Raw genomic sequence first — 22,200 nt, forward strand, 5'->3', positions numbered from 1 at the left:
TATGGCCGACACACCGCTCATCCGCCTCGGAACCCGCCAGTCGCCGCTCGCCATGGCGCAAGCGCACGAGACTCGCGCGCGTCTGTGTGCAGCGCATGGCTGGGACGAGGCGGCGGTCGAACTCGTGCCGGTGATTGCCAGCGGTGACAGGATACAGGACCGCCCGCTGGCCGAAATCGGGGGCAAGGCCCTGTGGACACGCGAACTCGATATATGGCTGGCGGAAGGCCGGATCGACGCGGCGGTGCATTCGATGAAGGATGTCGAAACGCTGCGCCCCGAAACGCTGACGATCGCCGCGATACTGCCGCGCGCGGACAAGGCGGACGTGCTTCTCGGCGCGGCTTCGCTCGATACCATTCCCGAAGGCGCGCGGGTGGGGACGAGTGCGCCGCGCCGCGCGGCTCAGTTGCTGCATCGCCGGCCCGATCTCCGCGTGGTCGGCATTCGGGGCAACGTGGCGACACGCATGGCCAAGCTCGAGGGCGGAGAGGCCGATGCGACCTTTCTTGCGGCGGCAGGGCTGCAGCGCCTTGGTGAGGAGCAGGTCGGAACGCGGCTCATGCCCGAGGACTGGCTGCCCGCACCGGCACAGGCGGCGATCGGGATCGAATGCCGGGCCGACAATGCCAAGGCCCGCGACTATCTGGCAGCTATCGACCACGGGCCAAGCCATGCGGAAATCCTCGCCGAGCGTCGCCTACTGGAAGGGCTCGGCGGCGGCTGCAGCAGCCCGATCGCGGCGCTGACCACGACCGAAGGCGATACGCTGGCCCTGCGAGCGGCGATCTTCAGCGCCGACGGACGCGAGCGGATCGAGGACAGCGCCAGCTTTGCCAGCGACGATGCCGATGCGCCGCGCGAGCTGGCGGCGCGTTTGCTCGGTCGGGCGCCGCCTGCGGTGCGCGCGCTCTTCGAGGGCGGGGCGTGAAGCCACTCCTTCTTTTGCGACCCGAACCGGGCTGGACGGTGTCGGCGAAGACCGCTCGCGATATGGGCATGGAGGTGGTTGGCGCACCGCTGTTCGAGATCGAAACGGTTGCCTGGGACCCACCGGAGCAGGGCCAGTTCGACGGACTTCTGATCGGCAGCGCCAATGCCTTCCGCCATGCCGGCGACAGCCTTAAGCGTTATGCGAAGCTGCCGGTTCACGTCGTCGGACAGGCGACTGCCGATGCTGCACGCAGCGCCGGACTGATGGTCGGACAAGTGGGCAAGGGCGGGCTTCAGTCCGTACTCGACCGGCTCGAAGGCCGCAAACTGCGCCTGCTGCGGCTAGCGGGCGAAGATCGGGTTCCGCTCAAGGCTCCCGAGGGGGTTCGTGTCGAGGCGCGGGTGGTCTATCGCGCCGTCCCGCAATCGCTGGAATTGCCCAAACCCTTGCTGCGCGGGACGGTCGTTGCCCTTCATTCGGGTGCCGCTGCCGAACGTTTCACGCAAGAATGCGACCGGCTGAAGGTCGACCGCACAAAGTTTATCGTCGTCGCAATCGGTTCGCGCGTTGCCGAAATGGTCGGCGAAGGCTGGGCCTCGGTCCACGTCGCCTGGACGCCCGACGATGGTGCAATGCTGGCCTTGGCGAAATCTTTGTGCCAAGAATCCTCGGACGGGGATGGATAGGTCCGGAATACCGGGCATCGGGTCGCAGAACGGAAGTCGATGAAAGAATTCACCAGCAGCTCGCGCAAGGGGCCGTCCGTGCGGCCCGTGCTCGCAGCGGTCCTTGCCTCTTTCCTGCTCGGCGGCGCCGTGGCGGGATACGCCGTCTACAAGATGCAGGACCGCGAGCCAGAGGTCGTGCAGCTGCCTCCGCCCTCGAATGCCGGCGAACCTTCCGCCGATCCATCCGCCTCGCCGACCCCGACGCCGTCTGCCACGGCTAGCCAGGCGGCGGAGCAGGCCGTCGCCCGTGTGGAAGAGCAGCAGGGCGGCATCGACCAGCGGCTGGCCGCGGCGGAGCAACGACTCTCGCGGCTCGATCTGCAGGCACAGGCTGCGGCGGGCAATGCCGCGCGGGCAGAGGGACTGCTCATCGCCTTTGCTACGCGGCGAGCGTTGGAGAAAGGCGCGGAACTTGGCTTCCTTGCCGACCAGCTGCGGCTCCGCTTCGGCGATGCCATGCCCAATGCGGTCGACACGCTGATCCGCACCAGCCGTAACCCGATCACGCTCGACGTTTTGATCGCGCGGCTCGAGGGTCTTGCGCCGCGCCTTGCCGAACCGTCGCAGGCTGGTGGCTTCGAGCGGTTTCAGGAAGAGCTCTCGCAGCTGTTCATTATCCGCAGCGAAAGCGCCCCGTCGCCGCAGCCCGAACGGCGGCTGGAACGCGCGCGTCTGTTCCTCGAGAGCGGACGGACGGAGGCGGCCATCGCCGAGGTACGCAATCTGCCGGGAGCGCAGAATGCGCGCAGCTGGATTCGCGATGCGGAGCGGTTCGCCGCCATGCAGCAGGCGCTCGACCTGATCGAAACGGCCGCCGTGCTGGAGCCCCGCCGCCTGCGCGACGGGGCGGGCAACCGGATCGAACAGCCGAGTCCGGTCGAAGAATAGCCAGCTTTAAGCCTTCAGCATTTCCGGCAAATCGCCGGAGACCCCCCGCGCCTCGTCCATGAAGAAGCGCTTGAGCCAGCTCGACCGCTGGACCCCGGCCATACCGAAGCGGCGCAGTGCGCTCGCCGCCTTGCCGGGAACGCCGAAGAGCCGCGTCAGACTGTCGGTTGCGCCCATGACCATCAGCGAATCGAGTGCGCGCCATTCCTCGTATTTCTTCAGGACCTGCGCATCGCCGAGATCGAGGCCGAGCCGCAGCGCCTCGTCCAGCACTTCGACCAGCGCACCCACATCGCGCAGGCCGAGATTGAGGCCCTGTCCGGCGATCGGATGCATGCCGTGGGCGCTGTCGCCCACCAGCGCCAGGCGGTCCTCCACGATGCGCGCCGTGTGCTGGAAACTAAGCGGATAGGAAGAGCGCCGGCTGTTGAGCGCCAGCTCGCCCAGCAGATCGCCCATGCGCTTGCGGATTTCCGCAAGGAAGGCGCGGTCGGACAGCTTGAGGACGCCGGCGGCATCCTTCTCGTCCACCGTCCAGACCAGCGCGCTGCGGTGCGTGCCGTCCGGCCTGTCGAGCATCGGAAGGAGCGCGAAGGGGCCTTCGGGATAGAATATTTCCCAGGCGACATTCTCGTGCGGTTTGGTGTGATCCAGCCCTGCGATGATCGCGCGGTGGCTGTAATCCCAGCTCGCCATCTTGAGCCCGGCATCCTCGCGCGAGGGAGAACCGCGGCCTTCCGCGCCGACCATCAGCGCGGCCTTCAGCACCGTCCCGTCGCCCAGCGTCGCCGAAACGCCGAACTCGCCGCGATCCCGGGCGACGACATCGACCGGGGCGTGCCAGGAAATGAGCGGTTCCTTCGCCGCCGCCTCGTGCAGCGCGAGGCGCAGTTGGCGGTTGGCGAACATACGGCCGAGCGTGCCCTCGTGCGGTTCGGGCCGGAAGTCGAGCTGGCCGGGCTTCATCTGGTCGACCACTGCAATGGCGGCGATGTCACAGCCATGCGGTTCGAGTACGTCTTCCACCCCGATCTTGCGGAACAGGCGCCAGCTGGCCGTCGATATGGCGGAGGCTCGCCCGTCGAAGCCTTCCGCCGTCAGCGAGGCCGGATCGGCGCGGTCGACGAGATGGCTCGAAATGCCCTTGCTCGCCGCGGCCAGCGCCAGCGTCATCCCGACCAGACCCCCGCCGAGGATCAGCAGATCGCGAGTGTCGTTTGCCTGTGTCACGTTTCAGCGCCTCGTTGCGAATAGCCTGTCATGGCCCTAGATGCGCATCCGTGGACGAAGCAAGGACAATGACCGGTTTGCGCGCCTTTCTGGGTGCCCTGCTTTTAGCTGTCCTTGCGCTTTTCGCCGTGCCTGCCGCTGCGCAATCGCAGCCCGGCGGACCGAACGATATCGCGGTCGAGATATTCTCCGACCGACAGCAGCGCGCCGAGGACGGCTCCGTCCAGATGACCGTCGCGCTGCGCTTCACGCCGCGATCCAAGGAATGGCACGGTTATTGGTCAAATCCCGGCGATGCCGGGCTCGGCATGCAGGTCGAGTGGTCCTGGCCCGAGGAGTGGTTCGGCGAAGCGCAATATCCGCTGCCCAAGCGCCTCGTCATCGCCGACCTCATGAACCACGTCTATGAAGGCGAGTATGCGGTTCTCTATCCGGTCACGATCCCTGCCGATGTAGCCTTGGACGATCTCGGCCCCCTCGAAGCGACGGTCGACTACCTTGCCTGCACCGATGTGATCTGCGTGCCGCAGACCGCGCAGGTGCGGCTGACGGCGGAGCGAACGGGTGCTTGGCTCGACCGTTGGCGCGCCGATGTGGTCCCGCCGCTCGGCACTGAGGCAGGGTTCGAGATCGCCGGGGATCGACTGCGGATCGGCATACCGCTTCCTGCAGCGAGCGATCTTGGCGATGTGCATGCGTTTCTCGCGACGAGTGATCTCGGTGGCGGCAAACGGCCTCGCTATGCCGCGGTCCAGACCTTCGTGCGCGAGGGCGATTTGCTGGTCGCCGAAATCCCCTTGCAGCAAACACCGCTCGCCGATGAGACCGGCGCACCAAACCGGGTCGAAGGTATCCTCGATCTCGGAAACGGGCGCGGCGTAAGCTTTACGGCGACACCATCGGATGTACCGCTCGAAGGCGTTAAGCCGATCCGCAGCGGCGCGGCCACGCCGAAGCTTTGGCAATTGCTGCTCGCCGCGCTGGCCGGCGGACTACTGCTCAACATCATGCCCTGCGTGTTCCCGATCCTCAGCCTGAAGGCGCTGGCGCTGGCCAAGGCCGGCGGGGAGCAGGCGTCGGCGCGCTCCGATGCGCTGGCCTATACGGCGGGAGTCGTGCTGGCCTGCGCCGGGCTGGGCTTGCTCATTCTCGCCTTGCGGTCCGCGGGCGAGCAGGTCGGCTGGGCCTTCCAGTTGCAGGAGCCGGTCGTTCTGGTCGGGCTGTTCCTGCTCGCCCTAGCGATAACCGCCAATTTCCTCGGCCTGTTCGACGTGCCCGGTCTTGCCGTATCGGGCCACGGCCCCTCGCGCGGCGGTTCGTTCGCAACAGGCCTGCTCGCAGCCTTCGTCGCGACGCCATGCACGGGGCCATTCATGGCGCTGGCGCTGGGTGCGGCGCTGGTGATCCCGCCACTCGACGGCCTGCTTGTCTTCGTCGCACTAGGCGTGGGGCTCGCGCTGCCTTTCCTCCTGATCGGGTTCGTCCCCGCGCTCCGCAGGCGCTTGCCGAAGCCGGGTCCGTGGATGGAGCGCTTCCGCCGCTGGATGGCGCTGCCGATGGGGCTGACGGCGCTCGCACTGGGCTGGTTACTCTGGCGCGTCGGCGGCTGGGAATACCTCGCGCTGGTCGGGGCTGTCGGCATCTTCGCGGTGCTCGGCCTCGCGCTGGTCGGCCTGTTCCAGCGCCGTGGGCGGAGCGGAGCGGGCGTCGTCGCTGTCGCCCTCGTCGCGGTGCTCGCGCTGGGGACTGCGCTTTTGCCGGCTCCGCAAGCTCAGGCGAACAGTCCCGAAAGCCTACTCGATCCTGTCGCGTTCTCCGAAACCGCGCTCGCCGATGCGCGGGCGAGCGGACGGCCGGTATTCGTCTGGTTCACCGCCGACTGGTGCGTCACCTGCAAGGTCAACGAGAGCGTTGCGATCGAACGGGAGACAACACGAGCAGCCTTCGAGGACGCAGGCGTCGTCGCCATCCGAGCCGACTGGACCCGACGCGACGAGGAAATTTCGCGTATCCTGACGCGGCAGGGCGCGGCGGGCGTCCCACTATATCTCTGGTACGAACCCGGTGCCGATGCCGAGCAATTGCCGCAAGTTCTTACGCCGGACCTTCTGGTTCGGAAGGCGCAGGCTCCGCGCTAGTTTCCTCGGGTTGGGCGTCGTTTTGCAAACGACAACGCTCCACCAGCTCGCCCGGCAGTGCACTCGGGTTGAGGATCAGGCTTCCCGCACCCGGCACGGTCGCTTCGACCTGCCGCGTGCCGGTGAGCACATCGAGCGCCGGGTCCTCGGCCTCGACTGCGCCTTCCCATCGCCAGACTTCGCCGCGCTCAATCGCATCGATTTTGAGCCGCGAGACATGGCCGTTGCCGATCAGTGCCAGTATCGCCTTCGCATGGGCATCGGCCCTGGCAAAGCGCGTGTAGGCGACCAGCGGCAGGCCGCCCTGGTCGGTGCACTCGAGCGCGAAAAACGGTCGCTCGCCCGGTTTGCCGTAGAGCAATCGGTCGGCATTGTCCGTCGCGGCCCACACCGCACCTTCGGTATCGGGAGACCGGATCGGTTCGGACGGCGCCTCGGCGCGCGGCGCAATGCGCGTGCGCTCGGTATATTCGTCCGAGGCCGGCGGCTTGCAGGCTGCCAGCGCGAGGATGAATAGCGGTGCAAGGGTGCGAACCATCGCTGCGGCTATGGCACAGCGCTTCGCACGATCAAGCGGAGAGGCAAAACTGTCCTCAGCGCTCGCGAATGAAAGCGCGGATGTCGGCCGAAAGCTTCGCCCGGTCCTCGTCGCGCACATACATCATGTGGCCCGCATCGTAATAGCGGAAGGTCAGCCGGTCCTGCGGGATGCCGAAGCGGTTGAGCGAATATTCCGCGCCGAAGAAGGGCGTCGCGAAATCGTACCACCCCTGCGCGTTGAACAGGCGCAGTTGCGAATTCTCGCGCATGGCTTTGCCGATGAAGGGCGCGACGTTGAGATAGGCATTCCGGCCACCGCCCAGCGACCAGTCCCAATTACGGCCCGGTTCGCTGCCGATGGACTGGTATTCGCGGTCGGTTTCGAAGCCCAGCCCCTCGCGCAGCCATTCGTTGATGGCGGCGGTGTAGCCTGCGTCAATGCCATAGAAGCTGGGGTCGTTGTCGGGTGTCTCGCCCGCATTGTCGAAATCCGTTCCCGTGTAGCGTGCATCGAGCCGACCGATGGTCAGCCCCCGATCGCGCAGCAGTTCCTTGTAAAAGCGCTGGCTGGTAACGCGCAAATTGGCCTGGTCAAGATAGGTCTCCGACAGGCCGGTCAGCCGTGAGAGTTCCGCGCGCACTGCGGCGCGTTCCGCATCGGGCAGGTCCTGCCCCTTGAGCAGCGCAGTGGCGAAGGGGCCGATGGCGAACTGTCTCGCTTCCTCGGCGATCGCTTCGACCGACGGCGCCTGCACCTTGCCATGGTAGTAGGCCGCAGCGGCCATGTTCGGCAGGGTGACGATATAGGCCATCTCGTTGCCCGGCGTCGGCTCGCGCGCCGCGAAGTCGAGGATGGTGGACACGAGGATCAATCCGTTGAGGCCGACATCGTTGAAGGTGCCGCCTTCCAGCTCGTCCACCACCATGGCGGTGCGCGTCGTGCCGTAGCTCTCACCGCCGAGGTATTTCGGGCTGTTCCAGCGGCCATTGTCGTTGATCCAACGACGGATCACCTCGGCAACGGCCTGCGCATCCTGGCGCAAGCCGTAATATTTCTCGGGATCGGTGCCTTGGGTCAGATGGCTGAAACCCGTGCCCGGCGGATCGATGAAGACGAGGTCCGCCACGTCCAGCAGGCTGTCCGGATTGTCGAGCAGCGGGTAGGGCGGCGCACCGTCGTCGCGCGCATCGGAGGGGATGGCGACGCGTTTCGGCCCCCATGCGCCCATCTGTAGCCAGACCGAGCCCGACCCCGGCCCGCCATTGTAGATAAAGAACACCGGCCGCGAAGTGTCGCGGGGATTTTTGACGTAGCTGGTGGTGACGATGACAGCTTCGGGCTTGCCCTCGTCGCTCTCCAGCACGGTTTCTCTCACCGTGGCCCGGTAGGCGATGCGCTGGCCGCCAAAGGTGCCGGTCAGATTGCGCGTGCGCACCTGGGGATCGACAGGCGCTCCAGTCTCGGCTTCGGAAGGGTTGTCCAGCGCCGACAGCGGCAAGGGAAGGGCGAGCGATGCGGCGGCAGCCAGGAGCAAATGTCTCATGCGCCCGGCTATGCCGCCTTCACCGCATTACGTAAATGCGCTTCGCCCGCTTAGGAACTCGACATGCAGGCATCGAGCGCGGCGGTCAGCTGCTCCGAGGCTGGCACGGTGATCGAACGCTCGCCCAGCGTCAGCGTGGTCGGCGTAGTCGCACCGGCCAGCAGCATGTAGGCCTCGCTGCCTTGCGGCACATCGCCCTGCCAGATTGCGTCGGGCCCGAGGACGCTGGCAACGCCTTCGACTGCGACTTCGGCAGTTTCGTCGCCATTGCGGATCGCGAGCGTTTCGGTCGCATCGGCAGTCGCCTGCTCGATCCACTGGAAGACCAGCGTCTCCTCGCCAGTCACAGCGCCATTGCAGGAGAAGGAAATCACGCCTTCGCTTTCCGCCGTGCCGTAGAGCGCGGTGCGGGTCGACGGCTTGTAGAACCAGCGCCGGCCTTCTTCGTCGAATTCGATATTCTCGCCCGAGCGCGGGCCTTCGATGGGCCGGTTCTCGGCAATGGCAGCCGCTTCTTCGCTGACATCGCCATCGCCTTCACCGGAATCACCACACGCAGCGAGGGCCAGCACGGCAACGGAAGCAAGCAGGATACGCATCGTAATCTCCGAATAGTTCGCTGGATAAACTCGGGCAAAGCGCATCGGGTTCCAAAAACGATGGTTAATCAGGTGTTTACCTTAAGGCTTGCCACCCATCCGCTTGTAGCGCGTTTTGCCGTAGCGGGTCTTGCGCGTACCCGGCCTACCGGCATCGCTGCGCCCGACGCGAGGTGCTTTCTTCTCTTCGTCGCCGAGACCGAGCTCGTCGTTTTCCAAGCGGCGGATTTCGTCGCGCAGGCGGCCGGCTTCCTCGAATTCGAGGTCGGCGGCGGCGGCGCGCATGCGTTTTTCGAGGTCCTCGATATAAGCGCGAAGATTGTGGCCGACGAGATTGTTGCGCTCGTCGTCGCCCGTGTCGACGGTCACGCCGTCCTGCGCCGCCGTATGCGCGACGATGTCGGCGATATTGCGCTTGATCGTCTTGGGCGTGATGCCGTGTTCTTCGTTAAAAGCCTGCTGCTTTTCGCGGCGGCGATCGGTTTCCGCCATCGCGCGCTCCATGCTGCCGGTGATGCGGTCGGCATAGAGGATTACGCGGCCTTCGACATTGCGCGCGGCGCGGCCGATGGTCTGGACGAGGCTCGTTTCCGATCGCAGGAAGCCTTCCTTGTCGGCATCGAGAATGCATACGAGGCCGCATTCCGGGATATCGAGCCCCTCGCGCAGCAGGTTGATGCCCACCAGAACGTCGTACACGCCGAGGCGCAAGTCGCGGATGAGTTCGATACGTTCCAGCGTCTCCACGTCGGAGTGCATGTAACGCACCTTCACGCCCGCTTCGTGCATGAACTCGGTCAGGTCTTCCGCCATGCGCTTGGTCAGCGTGGTGACCAGCGTGCGATAGCCCAGTTTCGCGGTCTTCTTGCATTCCTCGATGCAGTCCTGGACCTGATCTTCGACCGGCTTGATCTCGACCGGGGGATCGATGAGGCCGGTGGGGCGGATGACCTGTTCGGCAAAGACGCCGCCGGTCTGCTCCATTTCCCACGTACCGGGCGTGGCCGAGACGCAGAAGGTTTGCGGACGCATCGCGTCCCATTCGTTAAAGCGTAGCGGACGGTTGTCGATACAGCTCGGCAGGCGGAAGCCATATTCGGCGAGCGTGATCTTGCGCCGGTGGTCGCCCTTCGCCATCGCGCCGATCTGCGGCACGGTCTGGTGGCTTTCATCGACGAACAGCAGCGCGTTTTCTGGAAGGTACTCGAACAGCGTGGGCGGCGGTTCGCCGGGCAGGCGACCGGTCAGGAAGCGACTGTAATTTTCGATGCCTGCGCAACTGCCGGTGGCGGCAATCATCTCGAGATCGAAATTGGTGCGCTGCTCCAGTCGCTGGGCTTCGAGCAAGCGACCTTCCTCGTGCAGTTCCTTGAGGCGCTCGGTCAGCTCGAACTTGATGGCCTCCGACGCCTGTTTCATCGTCGGGCCCGGCGTGACGTAGTGCGAGTTGGCGTAGATGCGAACCTTGTCGAGGCTTGCACCTTTCTTGCCGGTGAGCGGGTCGAATTCGCTGATGTCCTCGATCTCGTCGCCGAAGAAGCTGACGCGCCACGCCATATCTTCATAGTGCGAGGGAAAGATTTCGAGGTTGTCGCCGCGCACACGGAAATTACCGCGCGCGAAGGCGGCATCGTTGCGTTTGTACTGCAGGGCCACCAGCTTGCGGATCAACTCGCGCTGGTCGACGCTGGTGTCCTTCTTGATGTCGAAGATCATGGCCGAATAGGTCTCGACCGAACCGATACCGTACAGGCATGATACCGAGGCGACGATGATGACATCGTCGCGTTCGAGCAGCGCGCGAGTGGCCGAGTGGCGCATCCGGTCGATCGCTTCGTTTACCGAGCTTTCCTTCTCGATATAGGTGTCGGAGCGCGGGACGTAAGCTTCGGGCTGGTAGTAATCGTAATAGCTGACGAAATATTCGACCGCATTCTCGGGGAAGAAGCTCTTGAACTCGCCATAGAGCTGCGCGGCGAGGATCTTGTTGGGCGCGAGGATCAGGGCGGGGCGCTGCAATTCCTCGATCACCTTGGCCATGGTGAAGGTCTTGCCCGAACCCGTTACGCCGAGCAGCACCTGCGTCTGCTCCTCGTCCTTGGCTGCCGAGGTCAGTTCGGCAATGGCAGTCGGCTGGTCGCCCGACGGCGTATAATCGCTGACGAGCTTGAACTTCTTGCCCGGCATCGATTTTTCCGGGCGAGCGGGTTTGTGCGGAGTGAATTCGCCGGTGGTGTCCGGTTCTTCGAGTCCGCGCCTGATAACGAGTTCGGCCATGCGCGCACATATGGGGAACGGCGGCGCGGCGATCAACGCCCGGTTGCGCGAAGCGTCATGGCTGCTAGCTTGCGGTGCTCATCAGGGGAGAATTGGCCATGCACAAACATCTTTTGGCAAGCGTTGCGGCGCTCGGCCTCGCGGCATGCGGCGGAAACACCAGTGCCGATGCGGACGGCGATGGCGAGATCACGGGTGCAGAGGTCGCCGAGATGGCCGACGAAATGGTCAAGCCCGAAGCCGGCCAGTATCGCGCCACCACCGAACTGGTCGAACTGGAGGCGCCCGGCGCGCCGCCGGAAGCGGTCGAGATGATGCGCGGCATGATGAGCCGCAGTTTCGAATACTGCCTCACCCAGGAGGAAGCCGACCGGGGCTTCGAGGAAATGGCGCGCGAGTCCCAGGACGAGAATTGCTCGTTCGAGAAGTTCGACGTCGATGGCGGCGATATCGACGCTGTCATGACCTGCTCCGGCCAAAGCGAGGGCACGATGCGCATGACCATGCAGGGCAGCGGCGGCCGGACGAGTTCCGAAATGACCATGACCATGGAAGGCAATATACCGGGCCAGGGCGAAGGCAGGATGGTCATGAACACCAGCCACGAACGCATCGGCGATTGTCCGGCCGAGGGCTGATGACATCTCGGTGACAGTTTGAAATTCGGGACCCGTTAATCGCGGCCGTGCATTATGACGCGGTGATGGCAACGTTACCGTTCAAAGACAGCGCACTCCAACATGGCGAGGAACTCGCGCGCCGCTGGGCGCTCGCGAAAGAGCCGTGCCCCGACGATGCCCGTGGGCCGCGCTGGCAATTGCTGCTCCGCGAATTTCTCTGGCCGTTCGAGCCGCTGCGTAGACGGCTTGGCGACGCTCTGGAAATCGCCCCGGCTGCCGATCCCAAGCACATCATGCTGCTGCCGGGTTTCGGCGCCCATCCGATCCGCATGCGCTGGATGGCGCGGCGGCTGGAAGAGGCCGGGCATACCGCCAAGCGCTGGGGCCTCGGTTACAACCTCGGCGCCACGGCCGACCGTTTCGCGCGCGTCGAGAAGCGCTTGCTCGCCCTGCATGAGCGGCATGGCGAGCCGATCGTGCTGGTCGGCTGGAGCCTCGGCGGGGTGATGGCGCGCGAACTTGCCAAGCAGCATCCCGACAAGGTCGCGAAGGTCGTCACCATGGGCTCGCCCTTTTCCGGCAGCCCGCGGGCGAACAACGGCTGGCGCGCCTATCAGGCGATCGCGGGCCACCGCGTCGACGAGCCGGAAATCGACACGGTCGTCGCTGAAAAGCCGCCGGTGGAGACGGTCGCGATCTGGAGCCCGTGCGATGGGGTCGTCCATCCGAAGTCGGCCTGCGGCCGTCCTGGCGAACGCGACCGCGCCATCCCCGTGCGTTGCTCGCACATGGGCCTCGTGATGACCAATGAGGCGATGGCGGCGCTTCTCGCGGAACTTGATCGCGCCTGAAAGCTTGTGTTCCTGTAGGATCACGGCATGTCCTGTGCCGTGAACATCCCCGGGGGACAATGACGGGCAACGCCGAATTCTTCGACGAAATGCATGGTGCCGATGGTAGCGTGCGTGATGCCTATGAGCGGTATTGCGACTGGTTCGACGAACAGAAGACCGGCCTGCTGAAGCGCAAGCATGCCGAGGCGGAGACGAACTTCCGCAAGACCGGCATCACCTTCAATGTCTATGGCGAGGACGAGGCCGAAGAGCGGCTGATCCCCTTCGACATGGTGCCGCGCGTGATTACCGCGGCCGAGTGGCGCAAGCTGACCCGCGGGATCGAGCAGCGCGTGTCGGCGCTCAATGCCTTCATGCACGACCTATATCACCGACAGGAAATCATTCGCGCCGGGCGCATTCCGGAGCGGCTGTTCCGCGACAACGCCGCGTGGCTGCCGAACATGGTCGGCTTCACTCCGCCGGGCGGGGTTTACACGCATATCGTCGGCATCGACCTGGTCCGCACCGGGCCGGACGAATTCTACGTGCTCGAAGACAATGCGCGCACACCGTCGGGCGTCAGCTACATGCTGGAAAATCGCGAAACCATGATGGCGATGTTTCCGGAGCTGTTCATGCGCGTGCCGGTGGAACAAGTCTCCGACTATCCGCGTCGGCTGGCCAAGAGTCTCGCCGCCTGCGCACCCGATTGCACCGAGGGTAAGCCCACGGTCGCGGTGCTCACCCCGGGGATCTATAACTCTGCCTATTTCGAACACGCCTTCCTCGCCGACCAGATGGGCGCGGAACTGATCGAAGGCAGCGATCTGAGGGTGATCGACGGGCGCGTCGCCATGCGCACGACGCGCGGATTCCAGCCGGTCGATGTGATCTATCGCCGGGTGGACGACAAATTCCTCGACCCGCTGACCTTCAACGAGGACAGCGTGCTCGGCGTGCCGGGGATCATGGATGTGTACCGCGCGGGCGGCGTCACCATCGCCAACGCCCCGGGAACCGGGGTTGCCGACGATAAGGCGATCTATTCCTTCATGCCGGAGATCGTCGAGTTCTATACTGGCGAGAAACCACTGCTTCCCAATGTGGAGACGCATCGCTGCGCCGATGAAGAAACCCTGAAATACGTCCTCGACAATCTGGAGGAGCTGGTCGTCAAGGAGGTGCATGGCTCCGGCGGCTATGGCATGCTCATCGGCCCGGCTGCCTCGAAGAAAGAGATCGACGAGTTTCGCAAAAAGCTGGTGGAGAAGCCCGAGAATTACATCGCGCAGCCGACGCTGTCGCTGTCGACCTGCCCGATCTTCACCAAGAAGGGCCTCGCGCCGCGCCATGTCGACTTGCGACCCTTCGTGCTGGTGTCGCCCGACAAGGTCGACATCACGCCGGGCGGCCTGACGCGCGTGGCGCTGAAAGAGGGCTCGCTTGTGGTGAACTCGAGCCAGGGCGGCGGCACCAAGGACACTTGGGTGCTTAAAGACTGATGCTGGGAAGAACCGCCAACGGCCTGTTCTGGATGTTCCGCTATCTCGAGCGGGCTGAGAATACTGCGCGCTTGCTCGACGCAGGCCTGCGCATGGCGCTGACCCGCGACCTCGTCACGGCCGAGGAAGAATGGCGATCGGTCATGGCCACTGCCGGACAGAAGCAGGGCTACGAGTCCAAGCACGGTACCTACACCGGCATGCAGGCCTGGAACTACATGCTGCGCGACAAGGGCAATCCCGCCTCGATCCTCTCCATGTTCGGGCAGGTCCGCCAGAATGCCCGCCTCGCCCGCAACGCCATCAGCGGCGAGCTGTGGGAAGCGATCAACGAGAACTGGCTGGTCATGGAGAAACAGCTGGGGAAGCCGGTGGGCGAGAACCGCGTGCTCGACACGGTGGCCACCATTCGCCGCGCCGGAACGTTGGCGCACGGCGCGATGGAAGGCTCCATGTTGCGCGACGAAGGCTATCATTTCGCCCAGGCCGGTACGTTCATCGAGCGCGCCGACAGCATCGCGCGCATCCTAGATATCAAGTATTACCTGCTGTTGCCCTCGCTGTCCTATGTCGGGTCGAGCCTCGATACCGGGCAGTGGGACCAGGTGTTGCGCTCGGTGTCCGGGGACCGCGCCTATCGCTGGCTCAATGCCGGACAGATCGACGCGAAGGGTATTTGCGAGTTCCTGATCCTCGACGATGCCTTCCCGCGCAGCCTGGCCTTCTGCCATTCCGAACTTCGCGCCAACCTTGCAGCGCTCGCCCGCCTCCATGGGCGAGAGGGCCAGAGCAACGAGTTGATGCGCGAAGCCGATACGCGCATCACCGACCTCACCATCGATGAGGTTTTCGACCAGGGACTGCACGAATTCCTGCTCGAATTCATGTCCAGCAACGCAGCGATCGGCCAGGCGATTGCGCAAGATTACCGGTTCCTTGCCTGATGCGCCTCTCCATTCGCCATACCACCCGCTATCGCTTCGACACTCCGGTCGTGCACGCTCTACAGCGTTTGCGCCTGACGCCCAAGGAGACGCAGGGGCAGGAAATCCTCGAATGGGAAATGGAATATGAGAACGCCCATCCCGAGCTGACCTACGAAGACCAGCATCACAACACCACCACGCTGGTTTCCGTGGAAAGCGGATCGCAGGAAGTGCGCGTAACCTGCCATGGCAAGGTCGATACGCATGATCATGCGGGAGTCATCGGGCGCCATGCAGGCCATCTTCCGCTCTGGAGTTTTCAGGGACAGACGGATCTCACGCGTCCGGGGCCGGGCATGAAGAAACTGCTCAAGGAGATCGAGAAGAGCGAGGACAGCGGCCTCGATCGCCTCCACCGGTTGTCGGCAACGATCCTGGAGCGGGTGGAGTATCAAACCGGGACCACCCATTCGCGCACCAGCGCGGAGGAATCCTTCGCCTCGGCCCACGGCGTTTGCCAGGACCATGCGCATATCTTCATCGGCTCCGCCCGCGCGCTGGGCATTCCCGCGCGCTATGTCAGCGGCTATCTGATGATGAACGACCGGATCGACCAGGAAGCGAGCCATGCCTGGGCCGAAGCGCATGTCGAAGGACTCGGCTGGGTCGGCTTCGATATTTCGAACGGGATAAGTCCCGACGAGCGTTATGTCCGCGTTGCAACGGGCCGAGATTATCGCGATGCAGCGCCGGTAACAGGGATCAGTTTCGGCACGACATCGACCGTGCTCGAAGTCGATGTCGCGGTCGAACAACAGCAGATACAGCAGCAATAGCTGCCGAGGGTAATTTTCGATGACCTATTGCGTAGGCATGATGCTCGACAAGGGCCTCGTCCTGATGAGCGACACCCGCACCAACTCGGGCGTCGACAACATTTCCGTGTTCCGCAAGATGTTCACCTGGCAGGAACCGGGCGAGCGGATCATCACGGTGATGACGGCGGGTAATCTCGCTTCTACCCAGGCTGTCGTCAGCCAGCTCGAAGAGCGGATGAAGGAGCCGGGCGAGCGCGAGAACATCCTGTTCGAGGCGCCGACCATGTTCAACGTCGCGACCGAAATCGGCAAGCTATTACGCTCGACTATCGGAGAGCGGCAGTCGGCCAATGGCGCGCGGGGGCAGGGCAAGTTCACTGCGTCCATCATCGTGGCCGGCCAGATCAAGGGCATGGAGCCGCGCCTGTTCATGGTGTATCCCGAAGGCAATTTCATCGAGGCGAGCCTCGACACGCCCTTCTTCCAGATCGGCGAGACGAAATACGGCCGCCCCATCATCATTCGCGGCTACGACCGGGAAATGAGCCTGGAGGACGGGGTCAAGCTTCTGATGGTGAGCTTCGATTCCACACTGAAGGCGAACCTTTCGGTCGGCTTGCCACTGGACCTCCAGGTGATCGAGCGCGACATGTTCGAGCCCAAGCACCAACACCGCATCACACATGACGATTCGTATTTCCAGGCAATCTCGGCTGGCTGGGGCGATGCTCTCAAGCATGCCTTCCACTCGCTGCCGGACTACAGCTTCTATCGCGAGGACGAATGATGGCTCCGATACGGAGGTAATCCCGCCCTCGACCATAGCGGCATGCGCGCGTTTCGCGTATCCGTAAGGGTCCGAATAGGTAGTATTCCGAATTACGCATTTACCCCGATTGCGCCATGCCTAAGTGCATGGAACAGCGTCAAACTCTCCACATCGTCGGCGGCTCCAGCCGCTCCCGCGCCGAGCAATCTCACCTGGGATTTGCTCTCGGCCACCACTGCGAAGTCTATGCCGGTACAGGTGAGCTGGTCGAACATGTGCCGGACCACGGCATCATCCTTGCTTTCGACGATCCTGCCGATGGCGGAGTCGCGCGTGTGCTGCGGGCATTGTCGGTGATCGGTAAATGGCTTCCGGTCGTCGCCACATCCTTCGATCCCCGTCCGACCTGCGTCGTCGAGGCGATCAAGGCAGGCGCGCTCGATTATCTGCGCCTGCCCTTGCAGGAAGAGCGCCTCGACAGCGCCATCGCCCGGATCAGCGGGGAGGCGGATGCCTATGCGAAGGCGCGACGCAAGATAGTCGAGGCCCGCAACCGCATCGCCGCCCTGTCTCCGCGGGAGCGCGAAGTCCTGGACTGGCTGGCCGAAGGGTGCAGTAACAAGATGATCGCGCGAGAATTGTCGATCAGTCCGCGCACGGTGGAAATCCATCGCGCCAACATGATGACCAAGCTGGGCGCGGACCATCCGAGTCAGGCCGTCCGCTTGCGGCTAGAGGCGCAACTCGACCCGGGCGGTCAGATGGCGACCGGATAGTCGCCCGGGCCGTTTAGCGGCAGAAAGACCCGTTACCGAATTCCAGATGCAGGTGATCGCGGTGCGCCGCGTTGTAATCCGGGCCGAGGACCGTGCCGAAGCGCTTGCAGGCGCTGGCATGGACCGTGCGCAGGAACTCGCGCTCGCGCGGAGATGCGTGCCAGTCGTCCTTCACCGAAATACGGCGGCCATCGGCGAGGACGAAGCCCGAAACGTCGATCGCTTCCGCCCTTGCGTGGGCCGAGCGTCGGCCCGTCCCGGCGACATTGCGGCAGGAGTAACTTCCGAAGGTCTCGATACGCGCCAGAGGACTGCCGAGGATCTGCCGCGCTGCCCGGTCGACACCGAAACGGGCCCAGCCGGCCAGCGTATTGGCCGCGGGGCAGGCGAGCGGGCCGAGATTAGTGATGGCGAAACTGCTCTCGTCCCCCCCGATACCGTCCAGCTTCACGGTGTTGAGATTGCTGCAGCCTGCGCCGAAAAAGCGGTCGGGCAGGGGCGCGAAACTCGAACCGGTCTTGCCGAGCTCGACATGGCACTGGCGCGCCTCCGGCCGGGGCTGGGCGATGGCGGGCACCGCGCTTTCAGTGCGCACCCGCTCGGGCGCCTCGCGATCGGGAATAGCGCCGCATCCTGCCACCAACAGGAGGAGAGGAGAAAGAATGGCAGGATGCGAACGCATGCCTGCGAGTATCACCAAATATGGTTAACGTAACGCTAACCCGTTCGCTTTCGGTCAGGCGGCGGTTGCTACTCGGTCGCGATAAGTCGCCTTGCTGACCAGTACGATGGCCAGCCACGCCGCGATGAAGCCGGGCACAATCTCGTACAGTCCGCCGTCGAAACCGGGCAGCTCCGAATTCCAGCCAAGCGCGATCCACGCCACGACGACAGCCGCACCGGTAACTAGGCCCGCGAGGGCTCCGGCGCCGGTCATCCGGTCCCAGGTCAGCGAGAGGATGATCAGCGGACCGAAGGCCGCCCCGAAGCCTGCCCAGGCATTGGACACGAGGCCGAGAACCTCGCTTTCGGGATCGCTCGCGATCAGGATGGCTGCAAGCGCCACCAGCGCGACGCAGATGCGGCCGACATTCACGCTCTCGCGCTCGCTGGCGTTCTTGCGGAAGAACAGCTTGTAGAAATCCTCGGTCAGCGAGGACGAGGCCACCAGCAGCTGCGAACTGATCGTCGACATGATTGCGGCGAGCAGCGCGGCCAGCAGGAAGCCCGTAATCAGCGGGTGGAACAGCAGATTCGCCAAGACGATGAAGATCGTCTCCGGATTGTCTACCGCCAACCCATTGCGCTCCACGTACGCGCGGCCGGCGATGCCGATGCCGATCGAACCCAGCAGCGCGACGCCCATCCAGGTCATGCCGATGTTGCGCGCGGTCTTTACCTTGTCGATGGTGTCGATGGCCATGAAACGCACGATGATATGCGGCTGGCCGAAATAGCCGAGGCCCCACGTGACCGCGCTGATGAAGCCGAGCAGCGTGAGTCCTTGCGTCAGGCTGAGGAAGCCTTCCACCGGCACATCGGACAGCGAGCCGCCGCCTTCGCCACCGGCGCCGAACATTACCACGATTGGCATCAGCACCAGCGCCACCACCATGATGCAGCCCTGCACGAAGTCCGTCAGGCTGACCGCGAGGAACCCGCCGACCATGGTATAGGCGAGGACCACCAGCGCGGTGATCCAGATGCCCATCATGTAATCGCTCATGCCGACATCGGGCAGGATGCCTGCGAAACTCGTTTCGAACAACAGGCCCCCGCCGACGAGGCCGGCAGCGGTGTAGACCGAGAAGAACACGACGACGATCAGCGCACTCGCGACCCGCAGGGCGACGGCCTTGTCGGGAAAGCGGTTGGCGAGGAATTCGGGGATGGTCAGCGCATTGCCATAGCTTTCCGTCTGGGCGCGCAGGCGCGGCGCGACGACGATCCAGTTGACCAGCGCGCCGACGAACAAGCCGATCCCGATCCATGCCTCGACCAGCCCGCTGGCGTAGAGCGCGCCGGGCAGGCCAAGCAGCAGCCAGCCGCTCATGTCCGAGGCACCGGCGGACAGCGCAGCGACCGCCGGCGGCAAATTGCGTCCGGCCAGCAGATAGCCTTCGCTAGTGTCGGTCGAGCGCTTCCAGGCCCACAGGCCGATGGCGATCATGAGCACGAAATAAAGCGCGAGGCTGACGAGTGTTCCTGTTTCCATGCGGGCGCTGGTAACAAACGCAACCGGGATGGTCCACCGCCACTCCGAACCACGGTAGCGACGGGTTGCGCGGGCCACTTCGAGCGGGCAAGCGAAGCGGGTGAAGCTCGACATCTGGCACAATCTGGCGTGGTCTCGATACAAGGGCGCCGTCTTCACCGCGCTAGCGCGGCAGGGGGCTGGTACGGCCGTGGATGTGCATGTAACCCAGATTGCGCTCACCGACAGCCGACGGGCGGCCCTGTCGGACGTGGCGATGGAGCGGTTCGATTATCCGCACGAAGTGCTCTTTCGCGAGAGCTACGAAGAGATCTCCCGACTGATTTTGTATCGCCGCGTTCTGCGCGAAATTTGGCGGAGCAATGCGGATGTTACGATCATACCCGGGGTCGATCGGCCAGAATACTGGCTGCAGGCGCTGGTTCTTGCGATCCGTGGCCGCAACCGGGCCGTGTTCTTCGATTCCACTCGTTATGATCGTCCGCAAAGGCCGCTGCGGCGCTTGGCAAAGCGACTGTTTTTCAAGCTGGTGCCGTGGACGCTATCATACGGCGAGCGTTCGCGTGCTTTTGCCATGTCGCTCGGCATCCGAGCGGAGCGTGCGCTGGTTCGGCCGCAGGCTGCCTATCTCCCAGGGGGGTACGACGCTCGCCATATACCGGCCCAGAGAAAGGAACATGGAGATCCGGGTAACCGCGTATTTCTCTACGTCGGTCGGCTCTCGCCGGAGAAAGGGATCGACACGCTGATCGACGCCTTTTCGCAATATCGGTCGGTCGATCCGCAGGCGCAATTGCGGATCGTAGGTTCGGGGCCGGAAGAGGCGGCGCTCAAGGCGCTCACCGCAGAGCGCGGCGTCGAGGGTTCGGTCGTCTTCCCCGGCGCGATGCAGGACGACGCCCTGCAGAAGGAATATCTCCGCGCGACCGCACTCGTCTTGCCCAGCCGTAGCGAGCCGTGGGGGCTGGTCGTGAACGAGGCGCTCCATCACGGCTGTCCGGTCATCGTGTCCGACCGGTGCGGCTGCGTGCCGGAACTGGTGGCCGGATCGCCTTGCGGGATCGTGGTGCCGGCGGGTGACGCAAGCGCGCTGGCAAAGGCCATGGCTGAAGCGGCGAGTGCTTTTGCAGATCGAAGCGCGACCGCGCTTCGGTGCCTGGAAAAAATCGCGCCCTATTCTCCCGGTGCCGCAGCAGCAGCCATCCTGGCGGCCGCGCGAACGATATCGGCGGACTGAACTTCGTTAAGGCGGTAAGGCGGCACAATTGCCAGGTCGGCTCATTGAGAGGCTGAGGTCAATCAACACAGGAGTGCGGCAGTGCAGAGGTTTGCAGGAACGACAGTCATCGTAACGGGTTCGTCCTCGGGTATCGGGGAGGGCATCGCGCGGCGCTTCGCCGAAGAAGGCGCCAATGTCGTGCTCAATTCGCGCAGCCGCGACGATCTGGAGAAAGTCGCGAAAGACCTGGACGGTGACCGGACGCTGATCGCCGAAGGCGATGTCGGAAAAAGCGAGTTTGCCAAGGACATCATCGGCAAGACCGTCGACCGCTTCGGCGGCCTCGACGTGCTGGTCAACAACGCCGGTGTCGGCGCCTTCGGCATGCTCGCCGATGCGAGCGACGAGGATATCGACAAGGTGATCGATATCAATGTGAAGGGCGTTCTCTACCTGTGCCGCGAAGCGATCCCGCACCTCGCGAAGAGCAAGGGTTCGATCGTGAATACTTCGAGCGTGTCGGGCACCGGCGGCGACTGGACCTTGCCGATCTACAACGCGGCCAAGGGCGCGGTGACCAATCTGACCCGCTCACTGGCCTTGCAGCTCGGCCGCAAGGGCATCCGCGTGAACGCGGTGAATCCTTCCGTCACGCGTTCGGAAATGACTGCCGAGCTCACGGACAATGACGAGCTGATGAAAGCCTTCATGCGTCGCCTGCCGCTCGGCCGGATCGCCGAGCCCGACGATATTGCCGGGCCGGTCCTGTTTCTCGCCAGCGACGACGCACGGTTCGTAACGGGCGTAAACCTCGCGGTCGATGGTGGCGTGTCTGCCAGCAATGGCCAGCCCAACTTCATGGCCTATCGCGACGAGTGAGCGCCGGAGTCCTCGTCACGCTGGCGATGGCGCTGGCCTTTGCGGCGACGCATATCTTCGTCGGCGAACTGCGCTTCCTCGATCGGACCCCGCGCAGCAAGTGGTTAAGCTTCGCGGGCGGTGTGGCGGTCGGTTATGTGTTCATGCATGTTCTACCCGAATTGGGCGCGCATGCGGCGACGTTCGAATTGGCGACCGGCTTCGACGCGACTCTGGCCGAGGGCTTGGTATATACTTTGTCGCTGGCCGGTCTGGCCCTGTTCTACGGTCTGGAACGGGCGCTGGCGGTATCGACCGACGAGCGAAGAGCGACGGAGGGTCGCGACCGGCCGCATCACGGCGTATTCTGGCTGCACATCGCCGCGTCTGCGCTGCTGATCCTGGTAATCACCTATCTGTTGTCGCATCGCGAAGATACATCGCCGCTAGGGCTGGTGCTCTATTTCGCCGCGATGCTGTTGCACTTCGTCACGGCCGATTTCGGCTCGCGCAGCGATCACCCCGAACTTTACGATGCGAAGGGGCGCTGGGTGCTGGTCGTCGCCACGCTCGGCGGCTGGGCACTGGGGCGGTTGGTCGAACTGCCCGAGATCGCCATCGGCTGCCTGTTCGCTTTCCTGGCAGGTGGCGTGATGCTGCTGGTGCTGAAGGAAGAGCTGCCGGAAAACCGGAAAAGCTTTTTCCTGCCGTTTCTTGGCGGCGTAGTGCTCTACGCCGGTCTGGTGCTGGCCGAGACATACCATGTCTCGGCCTGACCCCTAG

Annotated in this window: 21 protein-coding genes; 14 read left to right on the forward strand and 7 right to left on the reverse strand. The window is 64.2% G+C overall.

Going from position 1 to position 22,200, the window contains the following annotated elements:
- The first annotated feature begins 1 nt into the window (after position 1).
- From hemC to P8R33_RS06030, 3 genes are read left to right on the forward strand one after another with little or no spacing between them, the layout of a single operon-like run.
- Positions 2 to 931, forward strand: coding sequence for a hydroxymethylbilane synthase (gene hemC, locus P8R33_RS06020; RefSeq protein ID WP_278328092.1), 930 nt, complete (start codon positions 2 to 4; stop codon positions 929 to 931).
- On the forward strand, positions 928 to 1,620 hold the full coding sequence (locus P8R33_RS06025; protein ID WP_278328093.1) for a uroporphyrinogen-III synthase: 693 nt from the start codon (positions 928 to 930) through the stop codon (positions 1,618 to 1,620). Before hemC ends, P8R33_RS06025 begins: the two co-directional genes overlap by 4 nt.
- Before the next feature lie 39 nt (positions 1,621 to 1,659).
- Positions 1,660 to 2,550, forward strand: a complete 891-nt coding sequence (locus tag P8R33_RS06030; protein ID WP_278328094.1) for a hypothetical protein — start codon at positions 1,660 to 1,662, stop codon at positions 2,548 to 2,550.
- 6 nt (positions 2,551 to 2,556) lie between these two features.
- Here the strand turns inward: P8R33_RS06030 and P8R33_RS06035 are convergent, their stop codons facing one another.
- Positions 2,557 to 3,780, reverse strand: a complete 1,224-nt coding sequence (locus P8R33_RS06035; protein WP_278328095.1) for an FAD-dependent monooxygenase — start codon at positions 3,778 to 3,780, stop codon at positions 2,557 to 2,559.
- A 50-nt stretch (positions 3,781 to 3,830) separates the two neighbouring features.
- Between P8R33_RS06035 and P8R33_RS06040 the strand changes: the two genes are divergently transcribed.
- The gene (locus P8R33_RS06040; protein ID WP_347569034.1) at positions 3,831 to 5,918 is read left to right on the forward strand and encodes a protein-disulfide reductase DsbD family protein; all 2,088 of its coding nucleotides are present in this window, start codon (positions 3,831 to 3,833) and stop codon (positions 5,916 to 5,918) included.
- Here the strand turns inward: P8R33_RS06040 and P8R33_RS06045 are convergent.
- From P8R33_RS06045 to uvrB, 4 genes are all read right to left on the reverse strand, one after another.
- The gene (locus P8R33_RS06045; protein ID WP_278328096.1) at positions 5,875 to 6,456 is read right to left on the reverse strand and encodes a hypothetical protein; all 582 of its coding nucleotides are present in this window, start codon (positions 6,454 to 6,456) and stop codon (positions 5,875 to 5,877) included. The two genes, P8R33_RS06040 and P8R33_RS06045, sit on opposite strands and share 44 nt — an antisense overlap.
- A gap of 55 nt (positions 6,457 to 6,511) precedes the next feature.
- A complete protein-coding gene (locus P8R33_RS06050) occupies positions 6,512 to 8,002 on the reverse strand; it encodes a S10 family peptidase (RefSeq protein WP_278328097.1) in 1,491 nt (496 codons plus the stop codon).
- A 50-nt stretch (positions 8,003 to 8,052) separates the two neighbouring features.
- Positions 8,053 to 8,601, reverse strand: coding sequence for a hypothetical protein (locus P8R33_RS06055; RefSeq protein WP_278328098.1), 549 nt, complete (start codon positions 8,599 to 8,601; stop codon positions 8,053 to 8,055).
- Positions 8,602 to 8,682: 81 nt separating this feature from the next.
- Entirely contained in the window at positions 8,683 to 10,878 is a 2,196-nt protein-coding gene (uvrB, locus tag P8R33_RS06060; RefSeq protein WP_278328099.1) for an excinuclease ABC subunit UvrB, read from the reverse strand.
- Positions 10,879 to 10,976: 98 nt separating this feature from the next.
- Between uvrB and P8R33_RS06065 the strand changes: the two genes are divergently transcribed.
- From P8R33_RS06065 to P8R33_RS06095, 7 genes are all read left to right on the forward strand, one after another.
- Positions 10,977 to 11,516, forward strand: coding sequence for a DUF3617 domain-containing protein (locus tag P8R33_RS06065; RefSeq protein ID WP_278328100.1), 540 nt, complete (start codon positions 10,977 to 10,979; stop codon positions 11,514 to 11,516).
- 65 nt (positions 11,517 to 11,581) lie between these two features.
- Positions 11,582 to 12,349 (forward strand): esterase/lipase family protein, encoded by a 768-nt coding sequence (locus P8R33_RS06070; RefSeq protein WP_278328101.1) that lies wholly within the window; start codon positions 11,582 to 11,584, stop codon positions 12,347 to 12,349.
- Between the two features lie 59 nt (positions 12,350 to 12,408).
- Positions 12,409 to 13,836: a circularly permuted type 2 ATP-grasp protein gene (locus tag P8R33_RS06075; RefSeq protein ID WP_278328102.1), complete on the forward strand. Its 1,428-nt coding sequence runs from the start codon at positions 12,409 to 12,411 to the stop codon at positions 13,834 to 13,836.
- Positions 13,836 to 14,780, forward strand: coding sequence for an alpha-E domain-containing protein (locus P8R33_RS06080; protein ID WP_278328103.1), 945 nt, complete (start codon positions 13,836 to 13,838; stop codon positions 14,778 to 14,780). Before P8R33_RS06075 ends, P8R33_RS06080 begins: the two co-directional genes overlap by 1 nt.
- Entirely contained in the window at positions 14,780 to 15,598 is an 819-nt protein-coding gene (locus P8R33_RS06085) for a transglutaminase family protein (RefSeq protein WP_278328104.1), read from the forward strand. The genes P8R33_RS06080 and P8R33_RS06085 overlap by 1 nt, the downstream gene beginning before the upstream one ends.
- Positions 15,599 to 15,617: 19 nt before the next feature.
- Entirely contained in the window at positions 15,618 to 16,367 is a 750-nt protein-coding gene (locus P8R33_RS06090) for a proteasome-type protease (protein WP_278328105.1), read from the forward strand.
- Positions 16,368 to 16,495: 128 nt separating this feature from the next.
- Complete coding sequence (locus P8R33_RS06095; RefSeq protein ID WP_278328106.1) at positions 16,496 to 17,125, forward strand: response regulator transcription factor; 630 nt, start codon at positions 16,496 to 16,498, stop codon at positions 17,123 to 17,125.
- 13 nt (positions 17,126 to 17,138) lie between these two features.
- Here the strand turns inward: P8R33_RS06095 and P8R33_RS06100 are convergent, their stop codons facing one another.
- On the reverse strand, positions 17,139 to 17,807 hold the full coding sequence (locus P8R33_RS06100) for an extensin-like domain-containing protein (RefSeq protein WP_278328107.1): 669 nt from the start codon (positions 17,805 to 17,807) through the stop codon (positions 17,139 to 17,141).
- A 54-nt stretch (positions 17,808 to 17,861) separates the two neighbouring features.
- Positions 17,862 to 19,340, reverse strand: a complete 1,479-nt coding sequence (putP, locus tag P8R33_RS06105) for a sodium/proline symporter PutP (protein ID WP_278328108.1) — start codon at positions 19,338 to 19,340, stop codon at positions 17,862 to 17,864.
- Between the two features lie 100 nt (positions 19,341 to 19,440).
- Between putP and P8R33_RS06110 the strand changes: the two genes are divergently transcribed.
- The 3 genes from P8R33_RS06110 to P8R33_RS06120 all read left to right on the forward strand — a co-directional run bounded on the left by P8R33_RS06110 (position 19,441) and on the right by P8R33_RS06120 (position 22,193).
- A complete protein-coding gene (locus tag P8R33_RS06110; RefSeq protein WP_278328109.1) occupies positions 19,441 to 20,577 on the forward strand; it encodes a glycosyltransferase in 1,137 nt (378 codons plus the stop codon).
- 81 nt (positions 20,578 to 20,658) lie between these two features.
- Positions 20,659 to 21,438 (forward strand): meso-2,3-butanediol dehydrogenase, encoded by a 780-nt coding sequence (gene budC, locus P8R33_RS06115; protein ID WP_278328110.1) that lies wholly within the window; start codon positions 20,659 to 20,661, stop codon positions 21,436 to 21,438.
- A complete protein-coding gene (locus P8R33_RS06120) occupies positions 21,435 to 22,193 on the forward strand; it encodes a hypothetical protein (protein WP_278328111.1) in 759 nt (252 codons plus the stop codon). The genes budC and P8R33_RS06120 overlap by 4 nt, the downstream gene beginning before the upstream one ends.
- The last annotated feature ends 7 nt before the right edge of the window (positions 22,194 to 22,200 follow it).

This window comes from Qipengyuania flavescens, from assembly GCF_029688735.1.
In the GTDB taxonomy this organism is placed as follows: Bacteria; Pseudomonadota; Alphaproteobacteria; order Sphingomonadales; family Sphingomonadaceae; genus Qipengyuania.

What these genes read in the sequence shown, in the direction of transcription:
- P8R33_RS06055 (WP_278328098.1), bottom strand. Translation starts at nt 8,601, where the DNA reads ATGCGTATCCTGCTTGCTTCCGTTGCCGTGCTGGCCCTCGCTGCGTGT.
- P8R33_RS06090 (WP_278328105.1), top strand. Translation starts at nt 15,618, where the DNA reads ATGACCTATTGCGTAGGCATGATGCTCGACAAGGGCCTCGTCCTGATG.
- P8R33_RS06050 (WP_278328097.1), bottom strand. Translation starts at nt 8,002, where the DNA reads ATGAGACATTTGCTCCTGGCTGCCGCCGCATCGCTCGCCCTTCCCTTG.
- P8R33_RS06075 (WP_278328102.1), top strand. Translation starts at nt 12,409, where the DNA reads ATGACGGGCAACGCCGAATTCTTCGACGAAATGCATGGTGCCGATGGT.
- P8R33_RS06045 (WP_278328096.1), bottom strand. Translation starts at nt 6,456, where the DNA reads ATGGTTCGCACCCTTGCACCGCTATTCATCCTCGCGCTGGCAGCCTGC.
- P8R33_RS06095 (WP_278328106.1), top strand. Translation starts at nt 16,496, where the DNA reads ATGGAACAGCGTCAAACTCTCCACATCGTCGGCGGCTCCAGCCGCTCC.
- P8R33_RS06085 (WP_278328104.1), top strand. Translation starts at nt 14,780, where the DNA reads ATGCGCCTCTCCATTCGCCATACCACCCGCTATCGCTTCGACACTCCG.
- hemC (WP_278328092.1), top strand. Translation starts at nt 2, where the DNA reads ATGGCCGACACACCGCTCATCCGCCTCGGAACCCGCCAGTCGCCGCTC.
- P8R33_RS06080 (WP_278328103.1), top strand. Translation starts at nt 13,836, where the DNA reads ATGCTGGGAAGAACCGCCAACGGCCTGTTCTGGATGTTCCGCTATCTC.
- P8R33_RS06065 (WP_278328100.1), top strand. Translation starts at nt 10,977, where the DNA reads ATGCACAAACATCTTTTGGCAAGCGTTGCGGCGCTCGGCCTCGCGGCA.
- P8R33_RS06030 (WP_278328094.1), top strand. Translation starts at nt 1,660, where the DNA reads ATGAAAGAATTCACCAGCAGCTCGCGCAAGGGGCCGTCCGTGCGGCCC.
- P8R33_RS06100 (WP_278328107.1), bottom strand. Translation starts at nt 17,807, where the DNA reads ATGCGTTCGCATCCTGCCATTCTTTCTCCTCTCCTCCTGTTGGTGGCA.
- putP (WP_278328108.1), bottom strand. Translation starts at nt 19,340, where the DNA reads ATGGAAACAGGAACACTCGTCAGCCTCGCGCTTTATTTCGTGCTCATG.
- P8R33_RS06070 (WP_278328101.1), top strand. Translation starts at nt 11,582, where the DNA reads ATGGCAACGTTACCGTTCAAAGACAGCGCACTCCAACATGGCGAGGAA.
- uvrB (WP_278328099.1), bottom strand. Translation starts at nt 10,878, where the DNA reads ATGGCCGAACTCGTTATCAGGCGCGGACTCGAAGAACCGGACACCACC.